Source organism: Pseudomonas sp. WAC2, assembly GCF_030403525.1.
Lineage (GTDB): Bacteria > Pseudomonadota > Gammaproteobacteria > Pseudomonadales > Pseudomonadaceae > Chryseomonas > Chryseomonas luteola.
In genome coordinates, this window is the sequence record NZ_JAUEPD010000002.1 from 302843 (window position 1) to 328982 (window position 26140).

Below are 26140 nucleotides of genomic sequence, written 5' to 3' on the forward strand. Positions count from 1 at the left end.
CGCTTCCTGACGAGGCACTGTTGGTCATCGAATGGCCTTGTCAGGCTTATTCAGCTTTTATTCAGTCATAAAGGAGCCTTTTGGCATAAAGCGCGGTCTGATTTCACCGTGATGCTGCACATAACCTGCCCTCAGGCTTGCCGACGGGCAGGGCGCCTTTTAAGGTATGCCTCTTCGTTCCTGCTTGCCGAGACTCTACATGCGTCGTTTTGCCTTTCTGCTTACGCTCTGCCTACCCTTGCTGAGCCAGTCTGCTTCAGCAGCCTTGGTGGAAGGCCTTTATCAGGTCCGCGAGCCCGTTGCCTCCCAGCAACCCTCAGAGCGCGACGCTGCGCTGGGGCGTGCCCTACAGGATCTGGTGGTTCGTTTGACTGGCGATGCGAATGCCGCTCAGAGCCCTGCCTTATCCGAGTCGGTAAAAAGCCCTCAGCAACTGATTACCCAGTACAGCTACGATGCCGGTCCGCCAGCTGTGCTGGTCGTCAATTTCGATCCGGCATCCGTCAACCGCACCCTGACGCAGGCGGGGCTGCCTATCTGGGGAGCCAATCGCCCCTCCGTGATGACGTGGTGGTTGAATGATTCTGATGGTGGTAGTGCCCTGGTGGGTGACAGCCAGCCTGCGGCAGCCCCTTTGCAAAGGGCCGCTCAGGACAGTGGCCTGCCGCTCGTCCTGCCTTTGGCAGACCTCAGTGAACAGCTGGTCGGTACTGCCGAAAATATTGATTCCGGTAAGCCAGACGCCCTGCGTGAGGCTTCCAAGCGTTATAGCGGTGATGTATTGCTGGCGGTTCATGCCAGGCAATCGGGTGGTTCCTGGCAGGCTCAATGGCGGATGTGGCAGGGGACCAACTCGGCACAGGGCAATGCGCAGGGAGCCGATCTGGATGCCCTGGCCAATACCATCATGCATGAGCTGAGTACACGTCTGGCCAAGCAGTTCATTACCAAGCCAGGTTCTACACAAGCACTGACACTGGTAGTGGATGGGGCCAATTTCGAGCGCTACTCTCAGCTGCAAAAGCTGCTGGAACCCATGGGTGCTCGGTTGCTCAAGGCAGAGAATGGACAGCTTCGCTATCAGCTGACCGCTAACCCGGATCAACTTCATGCACAGTTAGGCCTGGCCGATCTGGAGCAATCTTCTGCACCGGTCGATGCCAACGCGTCCGTTGCGGCGCCGGACACCCAAGCTGCACCAGGCGCTTCACAGCCGCCCGCACCTGCGCCAGCACAACAGGTACTCTATTATCGCTGGCATTGATCGGGTCCGCTAAAGAGAGACCTTACCGCAGGCCGATCATCAGACACTCCCAAGCCGCCTGGCCTTCGCCTAGCGGCTTTCTTTATGCACAAATTATTTAGCGAGAAACGAACATGACGACACGCCGCTGGTATGTCATTAGCGGACTGGCCGTTTTGCTGTGGCTGCTGCACTCGGTGCAGCCTATTCTGTCTCCCTTTCTGATCAGCATGTTACTGGCCTACCTGGGTGATCCATTGGTAGATCGGCTGGAGCGGCTGGGGCTCTCCCGCACATTGGCCGTGCTTACGGTATATCTGGCCTTCCTGCTGGTTCTGCTGGGCATGCTGCTTGTCATCGTGCCCATGCTGGTCAGGCAGTTCATCCGTCTCTACGAGTTGATGCCTACCATACTCGACTGGCTCCAGTTCACCGCATTGCCATGGATTCAGATCAAATTCGGTCTTGCAGACAGCTTCTGGCGCTTCGATCGTATCAAGGCGGTGCTAACCAGCCATCTGGATCGTACCGGTGATATCGTCGGTATCGTTCTTGCCCAGGCAACGTCTTCCAGTCTTGCTTTACTGGCCTGGATCGGAAACACGTTGTTGATCCCAGTCGTAAGCTTTTATCTGTTACGCGACTGGGATGTCATGGTTGGCAAGCTCAGGGGCCTGCTCCCGCGTCGACACGAAGGTTTGGTGGCTCGGCTGCTGGGTGACTGTCATGAGGTACTGGGCGCCTTCCTGCGCGGGCAGTTGATGGTCATGCTTGGCCTTGGAATCATCTATGCCGGTGGGCTGATGCTAGTAGGGCTTGAGCTGGGCCTGTTGATTGGTCTGCTGGCGGGACTGGCCAGCATTGTCCCGTATATGGGATTTGCGGTTGGCATCACGGCAGCCATGGCTGCTGGATTCTTCCAGTTTGGCCTTGATTGGTATCCGCTGCTGGGCATTCTCGCGGTATTTGTCTTCGGACAAATGATCGAAGGCATGGTGCTGACACCGCTTCTGGTGGGTGATCGTATTGGCCTACATCCCGTTGCGGTCATCTTTGCCGTTCTGGCGGGTGGTCAACTGTTTGGTTTCAGCGGTATTCTTCTCGCATTACCCGTAGCCGCCGTCTTGATGGTTCTGCTGCGTCATATCCATGATTTGTATAAACTTTCCGACCTTTACTCCAAACCCGGTCGACCTGAATCCAGCGAGCCGCCAGACACGGCATGAAACCGATACAGTTACCCTTGGGTGTGCGTTTACGCGATGACGCTACCTTTGCCAATTATTATCCCGGCGCAAATGCGGCGGCGCTGGGTTATGTCGAGCGCCTATGCGAGCTGGACGCAGGTTGGGCTGAAAGCCTTATCTACCTCTGGGGAACGGAAGGCGCCGGGCGTAGCCATTTGATGCAGGCTGCCTGCCTGCGGTTTTATCAGATGGGTGAGCAAGCCGTTTATCTGCCAATGGCCGAGCTTTCCGGGTATGGAACCGCGCTGTTTGAAAATCTCGAACAGTGCGAGCTGGTTTGCCTGGACGATCTGGATGCCCTGGCAGGCAAGCGAGAATGGGAAGAGGCGATGTTTCATCTCTTCAATCGTGTGCGGGATGCCGGAAAGCGGCTCTTGCTGTCTGGCTCCAAGCCTCCACGGTCATTGCCTATCAAGCTTCCGGATCTCAAATCACGGCTTACCATGGCATTGGTCTTCCAGCTTCAGCCGCTGTCTGATGAAGACAAGCTGCGCGCGCTGCAGCTGCGCGCCTCTCGACGGGGTCTGCATCTGAACGAAGAAGTGGGACGCTATATCCTGACGCGTGGCTCACGGAGCATGAACTCCTTGTTTGATGTGCTTGAGCGTCTGGATCACGCCTCCTTGCAGGCGCGGCGCAAGCTCACCATTCCGTTCGTCAAGGAAATCATGGATTGGTGAGCCGCTACCTGTTTACGGCGCTGTAGCTAAGCACTTCAGCGGCGCGACTCCAGTTGCAGGGCTGTGGTTGCAAGGCGCTTGCCTAGCGCACGGCACAGCGTGATCTCATGTTCATCCAAGGCCCGCTTGCCATCGGTTCCGGCAAAGTGGCTGGCACCATAAGGTGTGCCGCCACCTTTGGTTTCAAGCAGGGCGCTTTCGCTGTACGGCAATCCGATTACCAGCATGCCGTGATGGAGCAGAGGCAGCAGCATGGAGAGCAGCGTGCTTTCCTGACCACCGTGCAGACTTGCAGTGGAAGTAAAGACCGCGGCCGGCTTTCCTACCAATTCGCCTGTCAGCCATAAGCTGTTTGTGCCATCCAAAAAGTACTTCAGCGCCGCCGCCATGTTGCCGTACCGCGTAGGGCTGCCTAAGGCCAGGCCGCTACAATGCCGCAGATCATCAAGGCTGGCATATAGCGCGCCTTCCTCTGGGATTTCTGGTGCGGTTGCTTCACATACTGTCGACACACCTGGAACGGTCCTGATACGTGCCTCCAGGCCACCCATTTCTACACCTCGGGCAATCTGCTGAGCCATCTGGGCTGTAGCACCATGTCGGCTGTAATAAAGCACCAGGATATAGGAAGCACTCATGGCAGTATCTCCAGAACCTTTTCTGGCGGACGGCCAATGACCGCCTTGTCGCCTACGATGAAAATGGGGCGTTCAATCAGTTTCGGATGACTCGCCATGGCTTCAATCAGTCTGTCTTCAGAAAGAGTTTCATCCGCCAGGCCTAGCGCTTTGTATTCCTCTTCGCCGGTACGCAGAAGCTGACGAGCCGGGATGCCCAGTTTACGCAGAATATCCTTGAGATCTGTGGTGGTAGGGGGCATTTCAAGGTAGCGAACCACATGCAGGTCCAGCTTTTTTTCCTGCAGCAATTCGAGTGCGCTGCGGGACTTGGAGCAACGAGGATTGTGGAAGAGTATCGATTCGCTCATTGAAAAGGTCGCATCGTTGTGGAGGTGACAGCTATTCTAACGGGCCTCCGGTGGTCTGAACGAGCGTTGTGCCGGGTAATTGGATTCAAGACGATTCACGCATGGTTGAGGAAATAGAATGCGTCAGCGCCTGAGCGACACATTTGAATGGGGCCGTTTCCTGGTCAAACGCTTTCTTGGCGACCGAGCGCCCAACAACGCGGCGGCCTTGACCTACACTACCCTGTTTGCCGTCGTTCCCATCATGACGGTGACCTTTGCCATGCTCTCTGCCATTCCCGCCTTTCAGGGAACAGAAGAGCAGATTCAGATATTCATCTTCCATAACTTCGTCCCTTCGACCGGCGAGACCCTGGAGGAGCACCTGCGTGGATTTATCGAGCAGGCCCGCCACTTGACATGGCTAGGCGTCGCGCTGCTGGCAGTAACGTCCCTCACCATGCTGGTGACCATTGAAAAAACCTTCAATGACATCTGGCGGGTTTCCCAACCTCGTCGAGGCATGTCCAGTTTTCTCCTGTATTGGGCAATCCTTAGTCTGGGGCCTCTTTTGCTAGGCGCAGGCTTTGCGATCAGCACCTATATCGCGTCGCTGTCCATGATGTCAGGTCGGTATGCGGTCATGGGAACGGCCGTGCTGCTCAAGTTCATGCCGCTCCTCTTCAGCATGGCTGCCTTCACCTTGCTCTATGCCGCGGTACCAAACACGCGTGTTCCGCTCAAGCATGCATTGGTTGGGGGTATCTTTACGTCAGTGCTATTCGAAGCGGCCAAGTCACTGTTTGGCTTGTATGTCATGTTTTTTCCGGGTTACAAGCTGATCTACGGCGCTTTTGCGACCATTCCGCTTTTTCTGGTCTGGGTTTACGTATCCTGGCTGATCGTTCTTTTTGGCGCTGAGTTGGTGTGCAACCTTTCTTCCTCCAAGCAGTGGCGCCGACAGCCAATCCCTACGTTTCTTGTCTTACTGGGCGTGCTTCGTGTCTTTCTGGATCGGCAACAGACAGGCGCCTCGCTCGATCTTGTCGAGCTCCAGAAAAGCGGCTGGAAATTGCCTGAGGATCAATGGCAACCCATTCTGAATTTTCTCAAGAAAGAGAAACTGGTGTGCCACACCAGTAGTGGAAGATGGGTGCTCTGCCGGGATCTCAACACATTCACCCTGACGCAATTGATGGAAAAGAGCCCATGGCATCTACCAGAGATCGATCGTCTTCCTGAGGTCGAGCGCTGTACAGGTGACTGGTATCCTCCTCTGATTGAAGCGCTTAAACAACTTCATGAGCAACGTGAGCAACTTCTGGGCGGCAGTCTCGCCAAGTGGCTGAAACCTGAAGCCAAACCAGTATCTTCCATGGAGTCAACATGATTACTAAAGCGTTACGTGGCGGCCTGCTTGCCGTCAGTTTCTTGTTGGCAGCCTGTACGCCGGATTACGGAAATGACCAGTATGGCCATAAAATCGACAACGCTCAGCTGGACGGGCGGTGGTTGGTCATTAATTATTGGGCAGAGTGGTGCGGACCCTGTCACAAGGAAATCCCCCAGCTCAATGCCTTGGCCAAAGCCAATGCTGAGATAAGGGTGCTAGGCGTTAACTACGATCACCAGCAGGACGATGCATTGCGTAAGAGTGCAGAAACGATGGGTATTCAATACGCCGTCTTCCAAAAGGATCCTGCCAAGCATTTCGATCTACCGGTCAGCAATGTCCTGCCAGCCACCTATCTTGTTGACCCTCAAGGCCGTTTCAGGGAAAAGCTTGTAGGGGAGCAAACGGCTGCGGTCATACAGGCACGTATCGCTGAGCTGGAGAAGCAGTCACCATGAGCAGTCAGGCAAGGCATATCCACGTCGACGGACGGGTACAGGGCGTCCGTTATCGAGAAAGTGCCCGGGAAGAGGCAGAGCGCCTAGGTATCACAGGGTGGGTAAGAAACCTGGACGATGGGCGTGTCGAGATAAAATGTGAAGGCGAGCCAGAAGCGGTGGAGCAGTTTCTGGCATGGCTTCGTCATGGCCCCGCACAGGCGAATGTCAATCAAGTCCTGGTTCAGGATCATACGCTATTGGGGCTTGGTAACTTTACAGTATGGCGCTAATAGCCATATAGATGCTTACTGGCTGATGGTTTTGGGTGTTCCGGTTGCTTTGGCTAATGCAGTGACAAACTCATTTTGCAGCTCCGGATCATTGTGGGTCAGCTCGATCAGGTTCTGTTCCAGTTCGCTGGATTCTTCCTCCAGGCCTAGTTCAGACAAGCGCTTTACACGATGAACCCAGCGAGTCACATCGTCCTCTTCAAGGTCATCGTAAATAAGCTCATGGGCCTCCAGAAGTTTGCTACGCAGGCTGCGGCTTACCGTTAACGTGCGCTCGGCTTTGGTCTGGTCTTCAGGGTCGATAACCGTGATGTTCAGCTTGCCAACGCCGCTGATATCATGACCTGCAAAAGGGTCTTCCAGCAGGTTCAGACGCAAAAAGCCGTTTTGGTCGGTCAGCAGCTCATGTCGAGCCTTGCCCGCCTTGACTTCAACGGGGCGCTCAGCCCAGGGAAGGCTGGTGTATTCGACGCGTTTATCGAGCTGCTTTTCATCAATGCTGGCCAGGTTCTGCTCGGAGCGCCCATTGGACGCCACGTTCATGAACGGGTTAAGGCCGTCCAGCCCATAGACGACCAGTCCATGTGTTGCGCTTTCAGGAAGGCTGCCGAGAAGGGGCACATTAAGAATATTGGCGCCTATGCCCGCCACGAGTGTTACAGCCCCTAGCGGAACCTCATAAAGCTCCCGCCAGGGCTGGTAAGGCGTATAACGATCGTAATGACGTGTTACTTCAAAGTCAGTCACCTCATAACGATGTTGATCAAGCACCTTGATTCGTCGCTGTGGCAGTTCGAGCACTTCTTTTTCACCGGCATTGATCTGCAGGCTGTGTTCGATCAGCTTGCGATCGACACGCTCCTCATGCTCGCTGCGCTGCGGTAAATGATTGGCGCAACCAGAAAGCACCGTCACGCTGGCAAGCGTGACGGAAAGGAGAAAAGAAGGGCTTCTTTCAGGCATGGCTTGGCTCAAAGATTAATGCGTGCTTTCAAAAATGGCAGCAATTCATTGATCGGCACATTCTGGTTGTCCTGCTCGCGGCGTCCTTTGTACTCGTAAGTACCTTCAGCAAGGCCGCGATCACCTACTACGATCCGGTGAGGAATGCCGATCAACTCCATATCTGCAAATTTGACGCCGGGACTTGTCTTTTTGTCACGATCATCCAACAGGACTTCATAACCGGCAGCAGTTAGCGCCTGATAAAGTTGATCCGTTGCTTCCCGTACGCGCTCGTTTTCATACTTCAGAGGAACCAGCGCAATGTGGAAGGGGGTAAGCGCGTCGGGCCACAGGATGCCGCGCTCATCATGATTCTGCTCAATGGCTGCCGCGACGACACGAGACACGCCGATGCCATAGCAGCCCATGGTGAGTTTGACGGGCTTTCCTTGCTCGCTCAGGACGGTCAGGTTCATTGCTTCGCTGTACTTGGTGCCAAGCTGGAAAATATGACCGACCTCGATGCCACGTTTGATGACCAAGGTGCCCTTGCCGTCGGGGCTGGGATCGCCTGCCACCACATTGCGCAGATCAGCGACCTCAGGCAGCGGCAGGTCGCGCTCCCAGTTCACTCCAAAATAGTGTTTGTCATCAATATTTGCACCTGCTGCGAAGTCGCTCATCATGGCAACCGAGCGATCGATGACGCAAGGCATCGGAAGGTTCAGCGGGCCTAGGGAACCAGGACCTGCGCCAATGGCTGCACGAACTTCCGTCTCAGTAGCAAACTCGAGAGGGGAGGCGACAAGTTCGAGGTTGGAGGCTTTGATCTCGTTTAGCTCATGATCGCCACGAATGATGAGCGCAACGAGCGTGCCTTCTTCCGCGCCATGTACGATCAATGTCTTGATCGTCTTTTCAATCGGCAGATTGAAGTTCTCTACCAGCGCCGCGATGGTTTTGGTGTCTGGTGTATCAACCAGGCGAAGCTCTTCAGTAGCCGCGCCGCGTGAAGTTTCACGGGGTAGCGCTTCAGCCTTTTCAATGTTGGCTGCGTAATCAGAGCTGTCACTGAAAACGATATCGTCTTCGCCAGAGCTGGCCAGTACATGGAACTCATGGGAGCCGCTGCCCCCAATGGAGCCGTTATCGGCTTGAACAGGGCGGAAGTTCAATCCGAGTCGGGTGAATACGTTGCAGTAGGCCTGATACATCCGATCATAGGTTTCCTGCAGCGACTCTTGGGTCATATGGAAGGAGTAGGCATCCTTCATGACGAATTCACGTCCGCGCATCAGGCCAAAGCGAGGGCGAATCTCATCGCGAAACTTGGTCTGGATTTGGTACATGTTGATTGGAAGCTGCTTATAGCTGTTGAGCTCGTTGCGCGCCAGGTCTGTAATCACTTCCTCATGGGTTGGGCCTACGCAAAAGTCGCGCTCATGACGATCCTTGAGGCGGAGCAGTTCGGGGCCATATTGTTCCCAGCGGCCTGATTCCTGCCACAGCTCGGCGGGCTGAATGGCTGGCATGAGTACTTCCAGAGCGCCGGCCGCATTCATCTCTTCGCGTACAACAGTCTCGACCTTGCGTAATACACGCAGGCCCAGCGGCAGCCAAGTATAGAGGCCGGACGCCAGCTTACGGATCATGCCGGCGCGTAGCAGGAGTTGATGACTGATGACAGTGGCATCAGAAGGCGTTTCTTTCAGGGTAGAGAGAAGATACTGACTAGTACGCATGAGGGCAGGTCTTTTCTGATCAGCGAAAACTGCATTGTACGGTGGGCTTTCCTAGCCGTACAGGCGAGAGGGGCAAGCACTAGAGAGAAGTGGGTGTGACAGGGAAAGTAAAATGCCCGGCATGGCCGGGCATTTTAGATATTGCTGATGAGTTCTGTATTACAGAATGCTCAGCGGATACTCCACCATCAGGCGGAACTGGTTGGTGTCAGGATCAGCATAGTCGCTGTTGGCTCGGTGGAAAGCTTGACGTGCGCGAATCGAGAGGTCCTTGGCAGGACCGCTTTGAACAACGTATTTGGCCTCCAAGTTCCACTCGTGGTGCTTGCCATCTTCCCCGTACTGGCCTGCGTAGGCGGAGCCGTTAGCAGTATTGGTGCCGTCAGCGTCATAACCTTTGACATAACGAGTCATAAAGCTCAGGCCGGGAACGCCATAGGAAGCCATATTTATGTCGTAGCGGGCTTGCCAGGATTTTTCGCCAGGGCCGTTGAAGTCAGAAACATGAATCGAGTTTGCCAGGAAAATCGAGTCACCGCCGCTGTTCTCTTCGCCAACACCTACATAGTCAAATGGAGTGTCACCATGGACTTTTTGATAGGCTAGAGTGAATGTATGAGCACCTAGCGAGTAAGCGGCAGCCAACGACCATGTGGTGTTGTTAATGGAGCCTGCATCTGCGCGACCTTCATCCAATGTGCGGTAGAGGTTGAAATCGAATGTCAGCGCCTGCTGATCACTTAGGGGAATGGCGTAGTTCACGTTGCCATAATACTGGCGCCAGATATCTTCGAATTCAGAACCGTAAAGGCTAACGCTTAGGCCATCAGCCAAGTCATAGCTGCCGCCTAGGTAGTCCACGTTTTTGGCTTCAACGCTGGCATATGCTGCGTATAGAGGCTCACGGTTGCTTTGTCCACGAGGCCCTGTACCCGAAGTGAAATGTCCGGCTTCAAGCTTAAGACCTTCGATTTCACTGCTCAGCAGATTAAAGCCTGTGGCTGTTTGCGGGAAAATACGAGAGCCGCCAATTGCAAATACCGGAGCGGTAGGTGCCATCTGGCCATATTTCAATACGGTGTTGGATACACGCAGCTTAACCGCCCCACCTACGTGCTCCCAATCGTCAGGTGATTTGCCGTCGTCGTGAACCGGAACGTTACCAGCTCCACCGTAACGTTTATCGAGTTTCAGACCGATATTGGCGAAGAGATCGACACCAAAGCCAACTGTGCCCTGCGTAAAGCCGGACTGAAAGTTAGTTAGCAGTGCATGCGACCAGTCACGACCATCGTCCCTACCGTCTTTGTTGTCATGATTGAAGTAGTAGTTGCGGTTGGTCAGCGTCAGGCTGCTGTCTTCAATAAAGCCTTTGGATTCAGACTGCTGACTGGCGAATGCCATCTGGGTCGTCCCTGCCGCTACGGCGAGGGCGATGACGCTCCACTTCATCACTTGCATTATGATTGCTCCTTTGGATTGAAATATCAGTCATCGTTAAACGTGACTGGTTGTTCTTGTTGGTGCCAACTTATAGCACTCTAGTGTCAGGCTTGAAAGTTCCCATCGAATTTTTATGGGCGCTTTCTATAATTTTTTAGAATCAGAAAGATGCCTTATCAATCTCATCCGGATTGATAAGAGTTCCCCTTGATAAGATGCTCGAACGCTAAGCAAGGAGTGTGCACAAAGTGCCATCAGCACGTTATCAGGTAGATAATCAATGACTTGCACTCGGTACATGCACACTTTTGAGGCGCACTCTTTCAGATGAAAGGCGTAGCTGAACTGCTTTGGTGCAAGGGCGTCAATGTCCGTCCCGTTTTTAGTTAGGAAGGTAACTATGTTTGATCTTGATGAGCGCCTTGGGGCGGATACTGTAGAGGTAGGCGACTTACCGTTGTGCAAGTTGCTTTTAATGAAGGATGCCAACTATCCATGGCTGATACTTGTTCCCCGGCGATCTAATATCAGTGAAGTATTTGAGTTGTCGTTAGAGGATCAGATGCAACTGATGAAGGAGTCGTCATACGCTGCACAGCGTTTGAAAGACTACACCCATGCGGCAAAGATAAATGTCGCCACATTGGGAAACATGGTTAAGCAACTTCATATCCATGTAGTGGCTCGTTTTGAAGAAGATTTAGCTTGGCCGGGCCCTGTATGGGGTAAAGGACCTGCAAAAGCCTATAGTGAAAGCGAGCTTGAAAAATGCCTGAACGACCTCAAGTCCCTTTTTGCCGAAAAGTGGGAGGGTGACAAGCATGACGGTTGAAGAGCGAATCAACGAGTTGGAAATGCGACAAGCGTTTCAGGACGATCTGATCCAGACCTTGAACGATATTATTGTCGAGCAGCAGAGAGTGCTGGATCGAATGAAGCTGCAGATCGAAGAGCTTGCGAGAAGGCAGGCTGAAATCGCAGTTTCGCAAGGGGCGGTCGAGGACGATGCTCCGCCACCTCATTATTGATGTTGATAAAGGCGGCTCCCAAAGGAGCCGCCTTTGAGCGGGTCAACGTGCAAACGATACTGTCACGTCTTCTGCCTGAAGCCCCTTGTCACGCTGAATAACAGAAAACTCGACACGCTGGCCCTCTACCAGGACGCGATGACCTTCGCCCCGAATAGCTCGAAAGTGAACGAAAATATCGTCCCCCTGATCGCGTGAAATGAACCCGAATCCCTTCGAGGTGTTGAACCACTTTACAGTGCCTATTTCACGGCCCTCTGCAGGAAGTGCGTCCTGGGTGTTGTGTCGTGTCTTCCTGTGCTTGTTGTAGCTGCCTGTCTTGGACGATTTAAAGGCTGCAAACAGCTTGACTAGCGTTGCAATCATCGCAATCGGCAGGCTGATGCTGACCAGGGGCGGTAGGCCAGGAAAGGCATCAGGAGCCAAGAGTTCCAGGGCTTGAAGGCATGCAGCTGCTATCAGCAGCGTTGAGGTGATGGTTTGCGTAGCTCCCTTATTTTTGCTGCTGACGGAAGGGGTCGTAATCAGCAAGAGAAGACCAAGAAAAGCCATGTGCAAGGCTTCATGATGATGAAAAAAGCTGGGTTTATCTGCTTGTAGAGAGGAAACCACGGCTATCGAAAGTGCAATCGCACCAGACGCAATGTGAACAAGTGTAAGCGTATTCAATGATGTCACCTTGGAGAAATAGCAAGTCGATCGCTGTTGTTGCCTGAAACGCGTGGCTATGAATGATCGACCTATGCGCAGATACGCACAGCGTTATTTAACCGTAAAGGTGAAGGCTACTCAATCAATGGCCCGATGATGCCATCAGAATGAGAGAGAAAAATGAAAAAGCCCGGCGTCTGCCGGGCTTTTATCAGTTAACCAGGAGGCTGCGTAGCATCCAGGCTGTCTTTTCATGCGTTTGCATGCGTTGAGTCAGCAGATCGGCTGTCGGCTCGTCGCTGACCTTATCTACAATCGGGAAAATTCCACGAGCGGTACGAACGACTGCTTCCTGGCCTTGTACGAGCAGGCGAATCATCTCCTGTGCTTCTGGAATGCCTTCTTCTTCCTTGATGCTGGATAACTTGGCATAGGCCGAGTAGGTGCCTGGTGCAGCGAATCCCAACGCGCGGATGCGCTCGGCAATATCATCAACTGCGGTGGCCAGTTCTGTGTACTGGGTTTCGAACATGGTATGCAGGGTGTTGAACATCGGCCCTGTCACGTTCCAGTGAAAGTTATGGGTCTTCAGATACAGCGTGTAGGTATCTGCGAGCAGATGAGAAAGCCCATCTGCAATGGCCGCACGATCTTGCTCAGCAATTCCGATATTGATTTCCATACCGCTCTCCTTTGGCAGTGATGTTTATTTGAAACGGAGCCTAACACAGGCCCTTGGAAATGGAATGCTCGCAAGCTCCGGTCAAGGAGGGCCTGATTGCTTGGGTTCTATAAAAGTCAGTCTAGGCTCTTAAAAGGCAGCCGGCTTGTCATAGGTCGGCTGCGTCAGGCTTGGTAATTGTTATAGAATCGCCCACTGACCAAGAGAAACCAGATGGGAATACAGTCTTTGGCTGGCTTTACGTTGCAGCAGTTCTGCGAGACGTGCCTGTGAATGATGCTTGCTCCCCATCTCTTAATTCCGGACTCAAGAGAAGCGAAACACAACCATGATGCGCAGCCATTATTGCGGCCAATTGAACGAGAGCCTGGACGGCCAGGAAATCACCCTTTGCGGCTGGGTTCACCGCCGTCGCGACCATGGAGGCGTTATCTTCCTAGATATACGCGACCGTGAAGGCCTCGCTCAGGTCGTGTTCGACCCGGATCGGGCAGAGACGTTTGCCAAGGCCGACCGTGTACGCAGTGAATATGTCGTCAAGGTAACGGGTAAGGTCCGTTTGCGTCCTGCGGGTGCGGTCAACCCGAATATGGCCTCAGGGGCTATCGAGGTGCTGGGTTATGACCTTGAAGTGCTGAACCAGGCCGAGACGCCGCCGTTTCCGCTGGACGAATATTCCGATGTGGGCGAAGAAACACGCCTGCGCTACCGTTTCATTGATCTGCGCCGCCCCGAGATGGCTGCCAAGCTCAAGCTGCGTTCGCGCATAACCTCCAGCATTCGCCGTTATCTGGACGAGCAGGGCTTCATGGATGTGGAAACGCCTATCCTGACCCGTGCGACACCCGAGGGCGCTCGTGACTATCTGGTGCCCAGCCGTACCCATCCTGGTAGTTTTTTTGCTCTGCCGCAGTCACCCCAGCTGTTCAAGCAGCTGTTGATGGTGGCGGGCTTTGATCGCTATTACCAAATTGCCAAATGCTTCCGCGACGAAGACCTGCGTGCAGACCGTCAGCCCGAATTTACCCAGATTGACATCGAGACCAGCTTCCTCGATGAGAAAGACATCATGGGTATCACCGAGGGCATGATCCGTTCCTTGTTCAAGGAAGTGCTGGATCTGGAGTTCGGCGAGTTCCCGCACATGACCTTCGAGGAGGCCATGCGCCGTTATGGTTCAGACAAGCCGGACCTGCGCATTCCGCTGGAGCTGGTGGATGTAGCTGATCTGCTCAAGGATGTCGATTTCAAGGTGTTTGCCGGTCCGGCTAACGATCCCAAGTGCCGTGTAACTGCACTGCGCGTACCGGGTGGTGCCAGCATGCCCCGTAAGCAGATCGATGATTACACCAAGTATGTGGGCATCTTTGGCGCTAAGGGCCTGGCCTATATCAAGGTCAACAACCGCGCCCAGGGTGTTGAAGGCTTGCAGTCACCTATCGTCAAGAACATTGCTGAGCCGAACCTCAACGCCATCCTTGATCGCGTGGGTGCGGTAGACGGCGATATCGTCTTCTTTGGCGCAGACAAGGCCAAGATCGTCAGTGATGCGTTGGGCGGTCTGCGTATCAAGCTGGGGCACGATCTGAACCTGCTGACCTGTGAGTGGGCGCCGCTCTGGGTCGTTGACTTCCCGATGTTCGAAGAAAACGATGATGGCAGTTTCTCTGCACTGCATCACCCCTTCACATCGCCCAAGTGCACACCGGAAGAGCTCGAGGCGAATCCGGCGAATGCATTGTCTCGCGCTTATGACATGGTCCTCAACGGCACCGAGCTGGGTGGTGGTTCCATCCGTATCCACCGCAAGGAAATGCAGCAGGCTGTGTTCCGCTTGCTGGGCATTGACGCGGCGGAACAGGAAGAGAAGTTCGGCTTCCTGCTCGACGCACTCAAGTTTGGCGCGCCACCGCATGGTGGTTTGGCCTTCGGCCTGGATCGTCTGGTAATGCTGATGACCGGCGCACAGTCTATTCGTGAAGTTATTGCCTTCCCGAAAACCCAGAGTGCTGCCGATGTCATGACTCAGGCACCTGGCGCAGTGGATGCCAAGGCGTTGCGCGAGCTGCACATTCGTTTGCGTGAGCAGCCAAAAGCTGAGTAATTGATCAACCGGGCAGCCGCAAGGCTGCCCTTTGTCAAAAAGTGATTTGGAGTTCGTTATGGCGGGTCATTCCAAATGGGCCAACATTAAGCACCGCAAAGAGCGACAGGACGCCAAGAAGGGTAAGATCTTTACCAAGATCATCCGTGAGCTGACCGTAGCTGCCCGTCAGGGTGGTGGCGTTCCGGCGGATAACCCGCGTCTTCGCCTGGCAGTAGATAAGGCGCTTACTGCCAATATGACACGTGACACCATCGATCGCGCCATTGCACGAGGGGCAGGTGCCAACGAAGGGGATAACGTTGAAGAGCTGACCTATGAGGGCTATGCCCCGAGTGGTGTCGCCTTGATCGTAGAGGCCATGACGGATAACCGTAACCGTACGGCCGCTGAGGTGCGTCATGCCTTTAGCAAGTGCGGCGGTAACCTGGGCACTGATGGCTCGGTAGCGTACATGTTCGAGCGCAAGGGGCAGATCAGCTTTGCACCGGGCGTCGACGAAGATGCACTCATGGAAGCGGCGCTTGAAGCAGGTGCTGATGATGTAGTCACCAATGATGATGGGTCTGTTGACGTCTTTACCTCATTTAGTGACTTTATTGCCGTAAACGAGGCCTTGACGGAAGCTGGCTTCAAATCCGAAGCTGCCGAGATTTCCATGATTCCGTCTACGACAACGCCGTTGGATCTGGATACGGCCCAGAAAGTGCTCAAGCTTATCGATATGCTGGAGGATCTGGATGATGTCCAGAATGTGTACTCCAATGCGGAAATTCCAGATGATGTCATGGCGCAGCTAGGCTAAAGGGCCTGATACCCCTATAGTGTCAGCGCGCAACAGGGGTGGCTGCTACTGGAAAGGTACAGGCCTCCTTAAAGCAGCCACCTTTCTCCCGCCTGGTCTGGGAAGGATATAGAGATGACCCTGGTACTAGGCATTGACCCTGGTTCGCGAATCACTGGATTCGGCGTAATCCGGGACACGGGTAAAGGGTGCGAATACGTAGCCTCTGGCTGTATTCGTACAGGTAATGGCCCTTTGTATGAGCGTTTGCAAATCGTCTACAGAGGGGTGCGGGAAGTCATTGGGCTTTATGAGCCAGTCACCATGGGCATTGAACAGGTATTCATGGCGCGCAATGCCGATTCTGCTTTAAAGCTGGGACAAGCTCGAGGTGCAGCCATTGTGGCCTGTGCCGAAGCGGGGCTTGAAATAGCTGAATACACAGCTACCCAGGTCAAACAAGCCATCGTGGGCTCAGGTGCTGCCGATAAGCAACAGGTCATGATGATGGTCATGCACTTGTTGAAACTAAAGGAGAAGCCCCAGATAGATGCTTCCGATGCCCTCGGGATTGCTATTTGTCATGCGCATACGCGGCAAAGTCTGACCCCTCATGGGCTTCTAGGGGCTCGCCGGCGCGGTGGTCGCCTGCGTCTTTAATAGGTATTTCTGTGATTGGACGTCTCCGCGGTTCTCTGGCTGAAAAACAGCCGCCGCATGTAATCATCGATGTTAATGGCGTGGGCTACGAGCTGGAAGTCCCCATGACAACATTGTATCGCCTTCCGTCGTTGGGTGAGCCAGTTACCTTGCATACGCATCTGGTCGTGCGTGAGGATGCTCATCTGCTTTACGGCTTTTTTGAAAAGCGCGAGCGAGAACTCTTCCGTGAGTTGATTCGCTTGAATGGAGTAGGGCCAAAGCTGGCGCTGGCGCTGATGTCTGGCTTTGAGGTGGACGAGCTGGTGCGCTGCGTACAGGCCCAGGATGCGTCTGCGCTGGTTAAGATTCCCGGCGTCGGCAAAAAGACGGCTGAACGTCTGCTGGTCGAGCTCAAGGATCGCTTCAAGGCATGGGAAAGCCTTCCGTCTATCGCACCGCTCATGATGGAAACGGCTGCCGGCAAGCCTGTCGTAACAGCTGAAACTGATGCGGTCAGTGCGTTAGTGTCGCTCGGATTCAAGCCGCAGGAAGCCAGTCGTGCAGTATCTGCCATCGCTGAAGAAGGCCTCAGCAGTGAAGACCTTATTCGTCGTGCCCTCAAAGGCATGGTGTAACCATGATTGAACCGGATCGTTTGATTTCTGCCGCGGGTCGAGATCGTGAAGAGCAGCAGGATCGTGCTATCCGTCCACTGAGACTGGCCGAGTATATTGGCCAGCCGGTCGTGCGCGAGCAGATGAGTCTTTTCATCCAGGCGGCAAAGGGGCGGGGTGAGGCACTAGACCATACGCTTATTTTCGGGCCGCCAGGGCTAGGCAAAACCACGCTTGCCAATATTATTGCCGAGGAAATGGGTGTTGCCATTAAAAGCACATCTGGACCGGTAATTGAGCGGCCAGGAGATCTTGCTGCTCTGCTGACCAGTCTCGAGGCTGGAGACGTTCTTTTCGTAGACGAAATCCATCGCCTTTCGCCGGTTGTAGAAGAGGTCCTCTATCCAGCGATGGAGGACTATCAGCTCGATATTATGATTGGCGAAGGCCCTGCCGCGCGATCAATCAAGCTGGATTTGCCACCGTTTACATTGGTGGGAGCCACTACGCGTGCCGGAATGCTGACGAACCCATTAAGGGACCGATTCGGAATTATTCAGCGGCTTGAGTTTTATAGCGTAGAGGACCTTGCCAGCATCGTTATGCGTTCTGCCAAAATCCTGAATCTGACAATTGAGGCCGAAGGCGCTGTGGAAATCGCTCGCCGTGCCCGCGGTACTCCCCGTATTGCGAACCGGTTGTTAAGACGTGTACGCGATTTTGCAGAGGTGAGAGGGCAGGGACGAATCAGTCATACGATTGCAAGCCAGGCTCTGGATCTGCTGGATGTGGATGCACGCGGCTTTGATCACCTGGACCGAAGACTTCTACTGACGCTCATCGACAAGTTCGACGGCGGGCCGGTAGGGGTAGATAGCCTGGCTGCTGCAATCAGTGAGGAGCGTCACACCATTGAAGATGTCTTGGAACCGTATTTGATTCAGCAGGGCTATATCATGCGTACGCCAAGGGGTCGGATGGTAACCCGCCATGCTTATCTTCACTTTGGTTTGAACGTGCCCAAGCGTATGGGGCCAGGAACTGTGCCTGATCTTTTTGAGGAAGATAATAATTAATTGCAACTGCAAGTATTTCTGATTGGCAAATTGAAGGCTTGGTTCTAGAGTATGCGCGCGCAACATGTGACTCAGCCGTATTCGCTGCGGTGTCGAGTGTATTACGAAGACACCGACGCAGGAGGCATCGTCTACTACGTCAACTATCTCAAATTCATGGAACGTGCTCGTACCGAACGGTTGCGGGCGTTAGGCTTTGTTCAATCTCGCCTGGCGGAAGAAAACATCCTATTTGTCGTGCATTCATGTGAGGCACGTTACCATGCACCGGCTCGGTTGGATGACGAGTTGGAGGTCAGTGCCCGGGTTATTGAACTGAACCGGGCCAGCTTGCGTTTTCATCAGCAAGTGACACGGCGAGACGATGGCGTTCTGTTATGCGAAGGATACGTGACGGTTGCGTGTGTACGTTCAGACAACTTCAGGCCCAGGGCCATTCCTGAGGCCATGCGAACAGTATTCGCAAGCGATTCGGACTCAATTTAAGCAGGAGATTTAGCGTGGAACCAACTGTCGACCATTCCTCCATGTGGAGCCTTGTGAGCAATGCCAGCCTGGTAGTTCAGCTGGTCATGCTGACGCTGGTAGCGGCTTCGGTAACATCATGGGTCATGATTATCCAGCGTGCCAATGCCATCCGTGCAGCCAAACGTGCACTGGAGACTTTCGAGGAGCGTTTCTGGTCGGGTATCGACCTGTCCAAGCTTTACCGTCAGGCAGGCAGCAATCCTGACCCCGATTCAGGTGTCGAGCAGATCTTCCGTGCTGGCTTCAAAGAGTTTTCCAGGCTGCGTCAGCAGGCGGGGGTAGACCCTGACGCGGTGATGGAAGGCGTTCAGCGTGCCATGCGGGTCGCCATTTCTCGCGAAGAAGAGAAGCTTGAGCAAAGCCTGCCGTTCCTGGCTACCGTCGGCTCCACCAGTCCGTATGTAGGTCTGTTCGGTACCGTATGGGGCATCATGAACTCATTCCGCGGTCTGGCTACGGTACAGCAGGCTACGCTGGCTACCGTTGCGCCTGGTATCGCAGAAGCACTGATTGCAACCGCGATCGGTTTGTTTGCAGCGATTCCGGCCGTAGTGGCGTACAACCGGTTTGCTGCGCGCTCAGAGACACTGATCGGACGTTATTACACCTTTGCTGATGAGTTCCAGTCCATCCTGCATCGCAAAGTCCACACCAGCGACGAGTAATAGGTATCAACCATGTCCTCCAGGGGTAGACATAAGCGTAAGCCGGTTGCCGAAATGAACGTCGTACCTTACATCGATGTGATGCTGGTACTGCTGGTCATTTTCATGGTAACTGCGCCAATGATCAATCAAGGGGTCAAGGTCGACTTGCCTAATGCGGACAGCCAGCCCATGCCGCAGGATAACAACAAGCAGATCCTGACTATTTCTATCAAGGCGGACGGTACTTACTACTGGAATACAGGTAAGGAAGTCGAGACGGACCAGCAGCGTGACAGTGCCAGCGCTGTTGCCCTGCCTCAGTTGACGGAGCAGGTTACCAAGATCATGCGTGCAAGACCTGATACCCAGGTTTTCATCCGGGGTGACAAGGCTGTTAACTATGGGATAGTGGCAGCAGCCATGGGCGGCCTGCAGCAGGCAGGTGTACCCAATGTCGGGTTGATCACCGAGGCGCCTTGATGCAAGACCGTGAGCGTTCTCCTTCAGAGAGCTATTTCTGGCCTATCGTTTGGGCTGTGGCTCTCCATGTTGTCATTTTTGCCGCTCTGTTTGTGAGCTGGGCAATGGCACCGGAGCTGCCACAGTCCAAGCCAATTGTTCAGGCGACTCTGGTCCAGTTGAAATCCAAAAGCCCTGCTCAGGTGCAGACAGAGCAGAAGCTGGCTGGAGAGGCCAAAAAAACGTCTTCTCGCCAGTATGAAGTCGAGCAGATGGAGCAGAAGAAAGCAGAGCAGCAGGCCCAGGCCGCTGCTGCGGCGGCGGCAGCCGCCAAAGCTGCGGAACAAAAGAAAGCTGAGGACGCTCGAAAGGCGCAGCAGGTAGAAGCTGCCCAGAAAGCCGCTGAAGCCAAGGCCGAAGCGGCAAAAGCTGAGGCTGCAGCAAAGGCTGAAAAGGCAGCGCAGGAAAAAGCCGCCGCAGAGCAGCAGCGCAAATCTGAATTGGCAAAAAAACAGGCTGAGGAGGCTGCTCAGAAAAAGGCAGCAGCTGAAGAAGCTAAGAAGAAAGCAGCGGAAGACGCACAAAAGAAAGCGGCTGAAGCGGCAGAGAAAAAAGCAGCCGCTGAAGAAGCTAAAAAGAAAGCAGCTGAAGAGGCCAAGAAAAAAGCGGCCGAGCAGGCGAAAGCCAAAGCTGCTGAGGACGCCAAGAAAAAGGCAGCTCAGGCTGCCGCACGCAAGGCAGCAGAGGATAAGAAAGCACAGGCGTTGGCTGAGCTTCTTTCCGATGATACGCAGCGACAGCAGGCAATGGCTGATGAGGTAGGCGATGAGGTAGCGTCGAACTTTGATGACCTTATCGTGCGTCTGGTCAGTGAGCAATGGCGCCGCCCGCCATCTGCCCGCAACGGTATGAGTGTGGAAGTGCAAATTGAAATGCTACCTGACGGAACGGTAACCAATGCCAGTGTGACCCGGTCTAGCGGTGATTCTGCTTTCGATAGCTCGGCAGTGGCTGCCGTGCGCAACGTAGGACGCATACCTGAAATGCAACAGCTTGATCGCGCGACGTTCGACCAGCTTTATCGCAAGCGTCGCATTATCTTCAAACCGGAGGATTTGAGTCTGTGAATAACCTGATTCGTATCGTTCTGCTGGGATTCATGTTCCTGGTAGGCGCTGCCCATGCTGCCGACCCCCTGGTGGTATCCAGTGGCAATGACAAAGCCATCCCGATTGCAGTCGTGCCTTTTGGCTGGCAGGGTGGTCAACCACTGCCCGATGATATGGCCAATATCATTGGTAACGATCTGCGTAATTCCGGCTCTTTTGCTCCCATCGACCGGCAGAACATGCTTAGCCTGCCGACTCAGGCAAGCGAAGTGTCCTACAAGGATTGGCAGGCACTGGGGGTCAGCTATGTGCTGATCGGCAATATCGTGCCCAGCGGTGGTCGTCTGCAAATCCAATATGCACTGTTTAACATCGCTACACAGCAGCAGGTCATGACGGGTAGCGTAGGCGGGGGTACCGATCAGCTGCGCGACATGGCTCACTATATTTCCGATCAGTCATTCGAAAAGCTGACCGGTATCAAGGGCGCGTTCTCTACGAAGCTCCTGTACGTCACTGCCGAGCGTTTTTCCCAGAACAACACTCGTTATACCCTGCAGCGTGCAGACTATGACGGTGCTCGTTCCGTGACACTCCTACAGTCTCGTGAACCAATCCTGTCGCCTCGTTTTGCTCCTGATGGCAAGCGTATCGCCTATGTTTCCTTTGAACAGCAGCGCCCACGTATCTTTCTGCAGTACGTAGATACAGGTCGTCGTGAGCAGCTCACCAATTTCGAAGGATTGAATGGCGCTCCGGCTTTTTCTCCGGACGGTAACCGCCTGGCGTTCGTGCTGTCGCGCGATGGAAACCCTGAGATTTATGTGATGGACCTGAATTCACGTCAGATTCGTCGCGTTACCAACGACTCTGCGATTGATACCGAGCCGTTCTGGGGACGTGATGGGCAGACTATCTATTTCACTTCAGATCGTTCCGGAAAACCACAGATCTATAAAACCAATGTTAGCGGCGGTGGGGCAGAGCGCGTTACATTCATAGGCAACTACAATGCGAACCCTAAACTATCTGCCGATGAAAAAACGCTAGTAATGGTGCATCGTCAGGAAGGTTTCACCAACTTCCAGATTGGTGCCCAGGATCTTCAGCGTGGCAGCGTCCGAGTGCTCTCCAACACCAGTCTTAACGATTCGCCTACTGTTGCGCCAAATGGCACCATGGTAATCTACGCGTCCCGCCAGCAGGACCGAGGCGTACTGATGCTTGTATCCATCAACGGACGTGTGCGTATTACGCTACCCACCACCCAAGGCGATGTTCGCGAGCCTTCTTGGTCCCCTTACCTGAACTGACGGCAATATAATCTGTTCTATACAAAACACTTTGCGGTTCTTTAGGAGTTAACGATGGAAATGCTGAAATTCGGCAAGTTCGCTGCTCTGGCTTTGGCCATGGCCGTTGCAGTAGGTTGTTCTTCCAAGGGTGGTGATGCTTCTGGTGAAGGTGCTGGCGCTGGCGCCGGTGCTGTCGATCCAAACGCAGGCTATGGCGCTAACGCCGGTGCCGTTGATGGCAGCATGAGCGACGAAGCCGCTCTGCGTGCTATCACTACATTCTATTTCGAATACGACAGCTCCGATCTGAAGCCTGAAGCCATGCGCGCTCTGGACGTTCATGCTCGTGACCTGAAAACTAGTGGTCAGCGCGTTGTACTGGAAGGCCATACTGACGAGCGCGGTACTCGTGAGTACAACCTGGCTCTGGGCGAGCGTCGTGCCAAGGCTGTTCAGCGTTACCTCGTACTGCAGGGCGTTTCTCCGGCTCAGTTGGAACTCGTTTCCTATGGTAAAGAGCGTCCTGCTGCTATCGGTCATGACGAGCAGTCCTGGGCTCAGAACCGTCGCGTTGAGCTGAAGAAGTAAGATCTATGCCGAAGCGCCTGTTTGTACTGACATCGTTGGCTCTGTGCACTTCCTTTGTATGGGCACAGGTACCGGTTCAGGAAGGGGGATATGGTGGGAGCGGTTCTACTCCCGGCTATAGCACCCAAGGCGCTCCCTATGCAGGGGATGGGGGCGCTAGCGCCCCTGTCTCTGCACAGGGGCAGCTCTTCATGCAATTGCAGCAGATGCAGGATGATATTGCGCGCCTGCGTGGTCAGGTTGAAGAGCAGCAAAATGAAATCAATCAGCTAAAACAGCAAGGACTGGAACGTTACCAGGACCTTGATCGCCGAATTTCTGCAAGTGCTTCTTCTGGAGCGCCAGCGAATGCCACTGGTGGTAATGATGCTGGTTCGTCTGCGGGGGCCATCAATGCGAACGCCGCACCTGTTCCGCCAGCTTCTCAGGCCAACAGCGAGCCTGGTGATCCCGCGAAGGAAAAGCTGTATTACGATGCGGCCTTTGATCTGATCAAGGCAAAGGATTTTGCCAAGGCAAGCCAAGCCTTTACAGCGTTTCTGCGTAAGTATCCCAATAGCCAGTATGCGGGAAATGCCCAATATTGGTTAGGCGAAGTCAATATGGCTTCCGGGGATTTACAAGCCGCAGGACAGGCGTTTGCACGCGTAAGTCAGGCTTACCCAAATCATCCCAAGGTTCCAGACTCTCTTTACAAGCTGGCTGGTGTTGAGCAGCGGCTTGGAAATCGAGACAAGGCTAAAGCAATGTACCAACAGGTCATTGCGCAGTATCCTGGATCGTCTGCCGCACAATTAGCCCAGCGTGATCTCAAAAACCTGCCCTAACGGCAGGTTTTTTCGTTAGAATCCGCCTCCCTTTTTTCGCAACGGAGGCGGACGGCCTGTATCGCTGTCACGCCCGTGGCCTACATGCAACAAAATACTCTGCGTATTACCGAGATTTTCTACTCGCTGCAGGGGGAAACACGGACAGCTGGCTTGCCAACTGTTTTCGTGCGCCTTACAGGCTGTCCCTTGCGTTGCCAATATTGCGACACGGCTTATGCCTTCAGCGGCGGTCAGATCATGTCGCTGGACGAAATCGTTGAGCGTGTCGCTCAGTATAAGCCTCGCTATGTGTGTGTAACAGGAGGCGAGCCGCTTGCCCAGCCAAACTGCTTACGCCTGCTAGAGCGCCTATGTGACGCTGGCTATGAGGTGTCACTTGAAACCAGTGGTGCGCTCGACGTCGCGCCTGTAGATCGGCGAGTCGTCAAGGTCGTCGATCTGAAGACGCCCGGCTCTGCTGAAGTCTCTCGCAATCTGTACGACAACATTGATCATCTTACGCCAAACGATCAGGTGAAGTTCGTAATTTGCTCACGTGAAGATTACGAGTGGGCTGTGTCTAAGCTGATTCAGTATCGCCTTGATGAGCGGGTGGATGAGGTGCTGTTTTCCCCTAGCCATCAGCAGGTTACCCCGCGTCAGTTGGCTGAGTGGATTGTAGAAGACAACCTGCCGGTACGCTTTCAGCTGCAGCTGCATAAAATTCTTTGGAATGACGAGCCAGGACATTGATATGAACCAGAAAAAAGCCGTTATCTTGCTGTCTGGTGGTCTGGATTCTGCCACGGTTGTCGCCATGGCTCGGGCTGAGGGCTTTGCCTGCTACACCATGAGCTTTGATTATGGACAACGTCATAGAGCCGAGCTCAAGGCCGCTGAACGTGTGGCAACTCAATTGGGTGTGGTCGAACACAAAGTGATTGGTTTGAACCTGAATGGTATTGGCGGCTCGGCGTTGACCGATAGCACTATCGATGTGCCGGAAGCGCCTACCGAGGGTATTCCTGTCACCTATGTACCTGCCCGTAATACCGTTTTTCTTTCGCTTGCCTTGGGTTGGGCTGAGGTGCTCGAGGCTCAGCATATCTTTATTGGTGTTAATGCGGTGGATTACTCAGGCTATCCAGATTGCCGCCCTGAATTTGTCGAGTCCTTTGAGCGTATGGCTAATCTTGCCACCAAGGCGGGCGTTGAGGGCAATGGCTTTAAAATCATTGCACCGCTCCAGTTCATGTCGAAGGCTGAGATTATCCAGTGGGGCGTCGCGAATGGGGTGGACTACTCCCTAACCGTCTCCTGCTACAAGCCTGACGACGAAGGGCGTGCCTGTGGGCGATGTGACAGTTGCCGCTTGCGTGCAGAAGGATTCCGTGCGGCACACCTTGAAGATCCAACGCGATATTTTTAAAAAAAAGTTGCGCTAGGGTATTGATTATCCAGAAGAAATCATTATTATAGCACTCGCTTTCGGGGTCGTTAGCTCAGTCGGTAGAGCAGTTGGCTTTTAACCAATTGGTCGTAGGTTCGAATCCTACACGACCCACCATTTTCCTCACCTTGTTGTTTCGTTAGATCGCCGCTTCCTGGCGATACACTCCTTCTGTCCCTTTAGCGTTTGGGTGTAGCGAGCATGTCGCAAATCTCGGAACGACTTCTGGTTCAAGCCCATCTCGCGGCTAAGCAGCCTAAAATTTTAAGTACAGCTCAAAGAGAGCATTTTAGCCATGCCATTGCGGCTGAGCTCAAGGCGCGTGACGCTGTTCTACTTGCGCATTACTATACCGATCCCATTCTGCAAGCGCTTGCCGAGGAAACGGGCGGGTGCGTGGCAGACTCGCTCGAAATGGCACGCTTTGGTAACCAGCATAAGGCCTCTACAGTCGTGGTGGCTGGGGTGCGTTTCATGGGAGAAACTGCCAAGATTCTCAATCCCGAGAAGCGAGTGCTCATGCCTACGCTGGAGGCTACTTGTTCGCTGGATATCGGGTGCGGAGCTCAGGAGTTCGCTGCGTTCTGCGATAAGCATCCCGAGCGGACGGTAGTAGTTTATGCCAATACTTCAGCTGCCGTAAAAGCCAGGGCAGATTGGGTTGTAACCTCTGGCTGTGCCCTGGATATCGTTGAGCACCTGATGGATAACGGCGAACCTATTCTTTGGGCACCGGACCGTCATCTAGGCCGCTACATTCAGCGGGAAACAGGTGCCGATATGCTGCTTTGGGATGGCGCCTGCATCGTTCATGAGGAGTTCAAGTCTTCTCAGCTGACTGATATCAAATCGCTCTATCCTGATGCTGCGGTTCTGGTGCATCCCGAATCTCCTGAGGCTGTGATCGAGCTGGCAGACATGGTTGGTTCAACCAGTCAAATGATCAAGGCTGCACAGACGATGCCCAACTCGACGTTTATTGTCGCAACGGATAAAGGCATTTTTTACAAAATGCAGCAGTTGTGTCCTGACAAAGTATTCATTGAGGCGCCTACGGCGGGTAATGGTGCTGCTTGTCGTAGTTGTGCGCATTGCCCTTGGATGGCCATGAATACCTTGGAGCGTACGCTGGCCTGTTTGCAGGAGGGTAGCGGTGAGGTTCTGGTTGATCCTTCCCTGATACCTAGGGCAGTAAAACCACTCAAGCGCATGCTGGACTTTACCCAGGCAGCAAGATTAAGGCAGACAGGAAACGCCTGATGGGCATTTCCTGTCCTGTTTCCT

30 protein-coding genes, 1 tRNA gene and 1 pseudogene are annotated in these 26140 nt (G+C 53.9%); 24 read left to right on the top strand and 8 right to left on the bottom strand.

Annotated features, from left to right (window positions below; genetic code table 11):
• Window positions 1–199: 199 nt before the first annotated feature.
• The 3 genes from QWJ10_RS05510 to hda all read left to right on the top strand — a co-directional run bounded on the left by QWJ10_RS05510 (window position 200) and on the right by hda (window position 3170).
• Window positions 200–1264: a DUF2066 domain-containing protein gene (locus QWJ10_RS05510; RefSeq protein WP_289924660.1), complete on the top strand. Its 1065-nt coding sequence runs from the start codon at window positions 200–202 to the stop codon at window positions 1262–1264.
• Window positions 1265–1377: 113 nt separating this feature from the next.
• A complete protein-coding gene (locus QWJ10_RS05515; protein ID WP_289924661.1) occupies window positions 1378–2469 on the top strand; it encodes an AI-2E family transporter in 1092 nt (363 codons plus the stop codon).
• A complete protein-coding gene (gene hda, locus QWJ10_RS05520; protein WP_010795201.1) occupies window positions 2466–3170 on the top strand; it encodes a DnaA regulatory inactivator Hda in 705 nt (234 codons plus the stop codon). Before QWJ10_RS05515 ends, hda begins: the two co-directional genes overlap by 4 nt.
• A 35-nt stretch (window positions 3171–3205) precedes the next feature.
• On the opposite strand, the gene wrbA is transcribed toward hda, so the two are convergent.
• Together wrbA and arsC are read right to left on the bottom strand one after the other, a co-directional pair.
• Window positions 3206–3808 carry an NAD(P)H:quinone oxidoreductase gene (gene wrbA / locus QWJ10_RS05525; RefSeq protein WP_125887641.1) on the bottom strand — a complete coding sequence of 201 codons (603 nt, stop codon included), beginning with the start codon at window positions 3806–3808 and terminating at the stop codon, window positions 3206–3208.
• Window positions 3805–4158, bottom strand: coding sequence for an arsenate reductase (glutaredoxin) (arsC, locus tag QWJ10_RS05530; RefSeq protein ID WP_125887640.1), 354 nt, complete (start codon window positions 4156–4158; stop codon window positions 3805–3807). The genes wrbA and arsC overlap by 4 nt, the downstream gene beginning before the upstream one ends.
• Window positions 4159–4276: 118 nt before the next feature.
• On the opposite strand from arsC, the gene QWJ10_RS05535 reads away from it, so the two are divergent.
• From QWJ10_RS05535 to QWJ10_RS05545, 3 genes are read left to right on the top strand one after another with little or no spacing between them, the layout of a single operon-like run.
• Window positions 4277–5527 carry a YihY family inner membrane protein gene (locus tag QWJ10_RS05535; protein WP_289924662.1) on the top strand — a complete coding sequence of 417 codons (1251 nt, stop codon included), beginning with the start codon at window positions 4277–4279 and terminating at the stop codon, window positions 5525–5527.
• Window positions 5524–5988 (top strand): TlpA disulfide reductase family protein, encoded by a 465-nt coding sequence (locus tag QWJ10_RS05540; RefSeq protein ID WP_010795197.1) that lies wholly within the window; start codon window positions 5524–5526, stop codon window positions 5986–5988. Before QWJ10_RS05535 ends, QWJ10_RS05540 begins: the two co-directional genes overlap by 4 nt.
• On the top strand, window positions 5985–6260 hold the full coding sequence (locus tag QWJ10_RS05545; protein ID WP_289924663.1) for an acylphosphatase: 276 nt from the start codon (window positions 5985–5987) through the stop codon (window positions 6258–6260). Before QWJ10_RS05540 ends, QWJ10_RS05545 begins: the two co-directional genes overlap by 4 nt.
• 15 nt (window positions 6261–6275) lie before the next feature.
• On the opposite strand, the gene QWJ10_RS05550 is transcribed toward QWJ10_RS05545, so the two are convergent.
• The 3 genes from QWJ10_RS05550 to QWJ10_RS05560 all read right to left on the bottom strand — a co-directional run bounded on the left by QWJ10_RS05550 (window position 6276) and on the right by QWJ10_RS05560 (window position 10408).
• On the bottom strand, window positions 6276–7223 hold the full coding sequence (locus QWJ10_RS05550) for a hypothetical protein (protein ID WP_289924664.1): 948 nt from the start codon (window positions 7221–7223) through the stop codon (window positions 6276–6278).
• Between the two features lie 8 nt (window positions 7224–7231).
• The gene (locus QWJ10_RS05555; protein WP_289924665.1) at window positions 7232–8947 is read right to left on the bottom strand and encodes a proline--tRNA ligase; all 1716 of its coding nucleotides are present in this window, start codon (window positions 8945–8947) and stop codon (window positions 7232–7234) included.
• 159 nt (window positions 8948–9106) lie between these two features.
• Entirely contained in the window at window positions 9107–10408 is a 1302-nt protein-coding gene (locus tag QWJ10_RS05560; protein WP_289924666.1) for an OprD family porin, read from the bottom strand.
• A gap of 382 nt (window positions 10409–10790) precedes the next feature.
• Between QWJ10_RS05560 and QWJ10_RS05565 the strand changes: the two genes are divergently transcribed.
• Both QWJ10_RS05565 and QWJ10_RS05570 read left to right on the top strand, forming a co-directional pair.
• Window positions 10791–11222 carry an HIT domain-containing protein gene (locus tag QWJ10_RS05565; protein ID WP_289924667.1) on the top strand — a complete coding sequence of 144 codons (432 nt, stop codon included), beginning with the start codon at window positions 10791–10793 and terminating at the stop codon, window positions 11220–11222.
• Window positions 11212–11418 (top strand): SlyX family protein, encoded by a 207-nt coding sequence (locus QWJ10_RS05570; protein ID WP_010795191.1) that lies wholly within the window; start codon window positions 11212–11214, stop codon window positions 11416–11418. Before QWJ10_RS05565 ends, QWJ10_RS05570 begins: the two co-directional genes overlap by 11 nt.
• A gap of 42 nt (window positions 11419–11460) precedes the next feature.
• On the opposite strand, the gene QWJ10_RS05575 is transcribed toward QWJ10_RS05570, so the two are convergent.
• From QWJ10_RS05575 to QWJ10_RS05585, 3 genes and pseudogenes are all read right to left on the bottom strand, one after another.
• Window positions 11461–11664 carry a cold-shock protein gene (locus QWJ10_RS05575; RefSeq protein WP_233432138.1) on the bottom strand — a complete coding sequence of 68 codons (204 nt, stop codon included), beginning with the start codon at window positions 11662–11664 and terminating at the stop codon, window positions 11461–11463.
• 105 nt (window positions 11665–11769) lie between these two features.
• Window positions 11770–12096 (bottom strand): annotated as a pseudogene (locus QWJ10_RS05580) (cold shock domain-containing protein membrane protein); the annotation flags it as partial.
• 184 nt (window positions 12097–12280) lie between these two features.
• Window positions 12281–12751, bottom strand: coding sequence for a Dps family protein (locus QWJ10_RS05585; protein ID WP_289924668.1), 471 nt, complete (start codon window positions 12749–12751; stop codon window positions 12281–12283).
• 328 nt (window positions 12752–13079) lie between these two features.
• On the opposite strand from QWJ10_RS05585, the gene aspS reads away from it, so the two are divergent.
• The 16 genes from aspS (at window position 13080) to nadA (ending at window position 26116) form a co-directional block, all read left to right on the top strand.
• A complete protein-coding gene (gene aspS, locus QWJ10_RS05590) occupies window positions 13080–14855 on the top strand; it encodes an aspartate--tRNA ligase (protein ID WP_239381179.1) in 1776 nt (591 codons plus the stop codon).
• A gap of 58 nt (window positions 14856–14913) precedes the next feature.
• Window positions 14914–15660 carry a YebC/PmpR family DNA-binding transcriptional regulator gene (locus tag QWJ10_RS05595; RefSeq protein WP_010795187.1) on the top strand — a complete coding sequence of 249 codons (747 nt, stop codon included), beginning with the start codon at window positions 14914–14916 and terminating at the stop codon, window positions 15658–15660.
• A 114-nt stretch (window positions 15661–15774) separates the two neighbouring features.
• Complete coding sequence (gene ruvC, locus QWJ10_RS05600) at window positions 15775–16299, top strand: crossover junction endodeoxyribonuclease RuvC (RefSeq protein WP_010795186.1); 525 nt, start codon at window positions 15775–15777, stop codon at window positions 16297–16299.
• Window positions 16300–16310: 11 nt separating this feature from the next.
• The gene (ruvA, locus tag QWJ10_RS05605; protein WP_074824570.1) at window positions 16311–16916 is read left to right on the top strand and encodes a Holliday junction branch migration protein RuvA; all 606 of its coding nucleotides are present in this window, start codon (window positions 16311–16313) and stop codon (window positions 16914–16916) included.
• A 2-nt stretch (window positions 16917–16918) separates the two neighbouring features.
• Window positions 16919–17971, top strand: coding sequence for a Holliday junction branch migration DNA helicase RuvB (ruvB, locus tag QWJ10_RS05610; protein WP_197871060.1), 1053 nt, complete (start codon window positions 16919–16921; stop codon window positions 17969–17971).
• A 51-nt stretch (window positions 17972–18022) separates the two neighbouring features.
• Entirely contained in the window at window positions 18023–18457 is a 435-nt protein-coding gene (ybgC, locus tag QWJ10_RS05615; RefSeq protein WP_010795183.1) for a tol-pal system-associated acyl-CoA thioesterase, read from the top strand.
• A 14-nt stretch (window positions 18458–18471) separates the two neighbouring features.
• Window positions 18472–19164, top strand: coding sequence for a protein TolQ (gene tolQ, locus QWJ10_RS05620; protein ID WP_010795182.1), 693 nt, complete (start codon window positions 18472–18474; stop codon window positions 19162–19164).
• Between the two features lie 12 nt (window positions 19165–19176).
• A complete protein-coding gene (gene tolR, locus QWJ10_RS05625; RefSeq protein ID WP_010795181.1) occupies window positions 19177–19626 on the top strand; it encodes a protein TolR in 450 nt (149 codons plus the stop codon).
• Window positions 19623–20732 carry a cell envelope integrity protein TolA gene (gene tolA / locus QWJ10_RS05630; protein ID WP_026004016.1) on the top strand — a complete coding sequence of 370 codons (1110 nt, stop codon included), beginning with the start codon at window positions 19623–19625 and terminating at the stop codon, window positions 20730–20732. The genes tolR and tolA overlap by 4 nt, the downstream gene beginning before the upstream one ends.
• 32 nt (window positions 20733–20764) lie before the next feature.
• Window positions 20765–22027 (top strand): Tol-Pal system beta propeller repeat protein TolB, encoded by a 1263-nt coding sequence (tolB, locus tag QWJ10_RS05635; protein ID WP_289925064.1) that lies wholly within the window; start codon window positions 20765–20767, stop codon window positions 22025–22027.
• A 54-nt stretch (window positions 22028–22081) separates the two neighbouring features.
• Complete coding sequence (pal, locus tag QWJ10_RS05640) at window positions 22082–22597, top strand: peptidoglycan-associated lipoprotein Pal (protein ID WP_010795178.1); 516 nt, start codon at window positions 22082–22084, stop codon at window positions 22595–22597.
• Window positions 22598–22602: 5 nt separating this feature from the next.
• Window positions 22603–23424 carry a tol-pal system protein YbgF gene (ybgF, locus tag QWJ10_RS05645; RefSeq protein ID WP_122042031.1) on the top strand — a complete coding sequence of 274 codons (822 nt, stop codon included), beginning with the start codon at window positions 22603–22605 and terminating at the stop codon, window positions 23422–23424.
• Window positions 23425–23508: 84 nt separating this feature from the next.
• Window positions 23509–24159 carry a 7-carboxy-7-deazaguanine synthase QueE gene (gene queE, locus QWJ10_RS05650; RefSeq protein WP_289924676.1) on the top strand — a complete coding sequence of 217 codons (651 nt, stop codon included), beginning with the start codon at window positions 23509–23511 and terminating at the stop codon, window positions 24157–24159.
• A 1-nt stretch (window position 24160) separates the two neighbouring features.
• Window positions 24161–24835: a 7-cyano-7-deazaguanine synthase QueC gene (gene queC / locus QWJ10_RS05655; protein WP_289924678.1), complete on the top strand. Its 675-nt coding sequence runs from the start codon at window positions 24161–24163 to the stop codon at window positions 24833–24835.
• A gap of 62 nt (window positions 24836–24897) precedes the next feature.
• Window positions 24898–24973: transfer RNA gene (locus QWJ10_RS05660), tRNA-Lys, on the top strand.
• A gap of 84 nt (window positions 24974–25057) precedes the next feature.
• The gene (gene nadA / locus QWJ10_RS05665) at window positions 25058–26116 is read left to right on the top strand and encodes a quinolinate synthase NadA (RefSeq protein WP_289924680.1); all 1059 of its coding nucleotides are present in this window, start codon (window positions 25058–25060) and stop codon (window positions 26114–26116) included.
• Window positions 26117–26140: the final 24 nt, after the last annotated feature.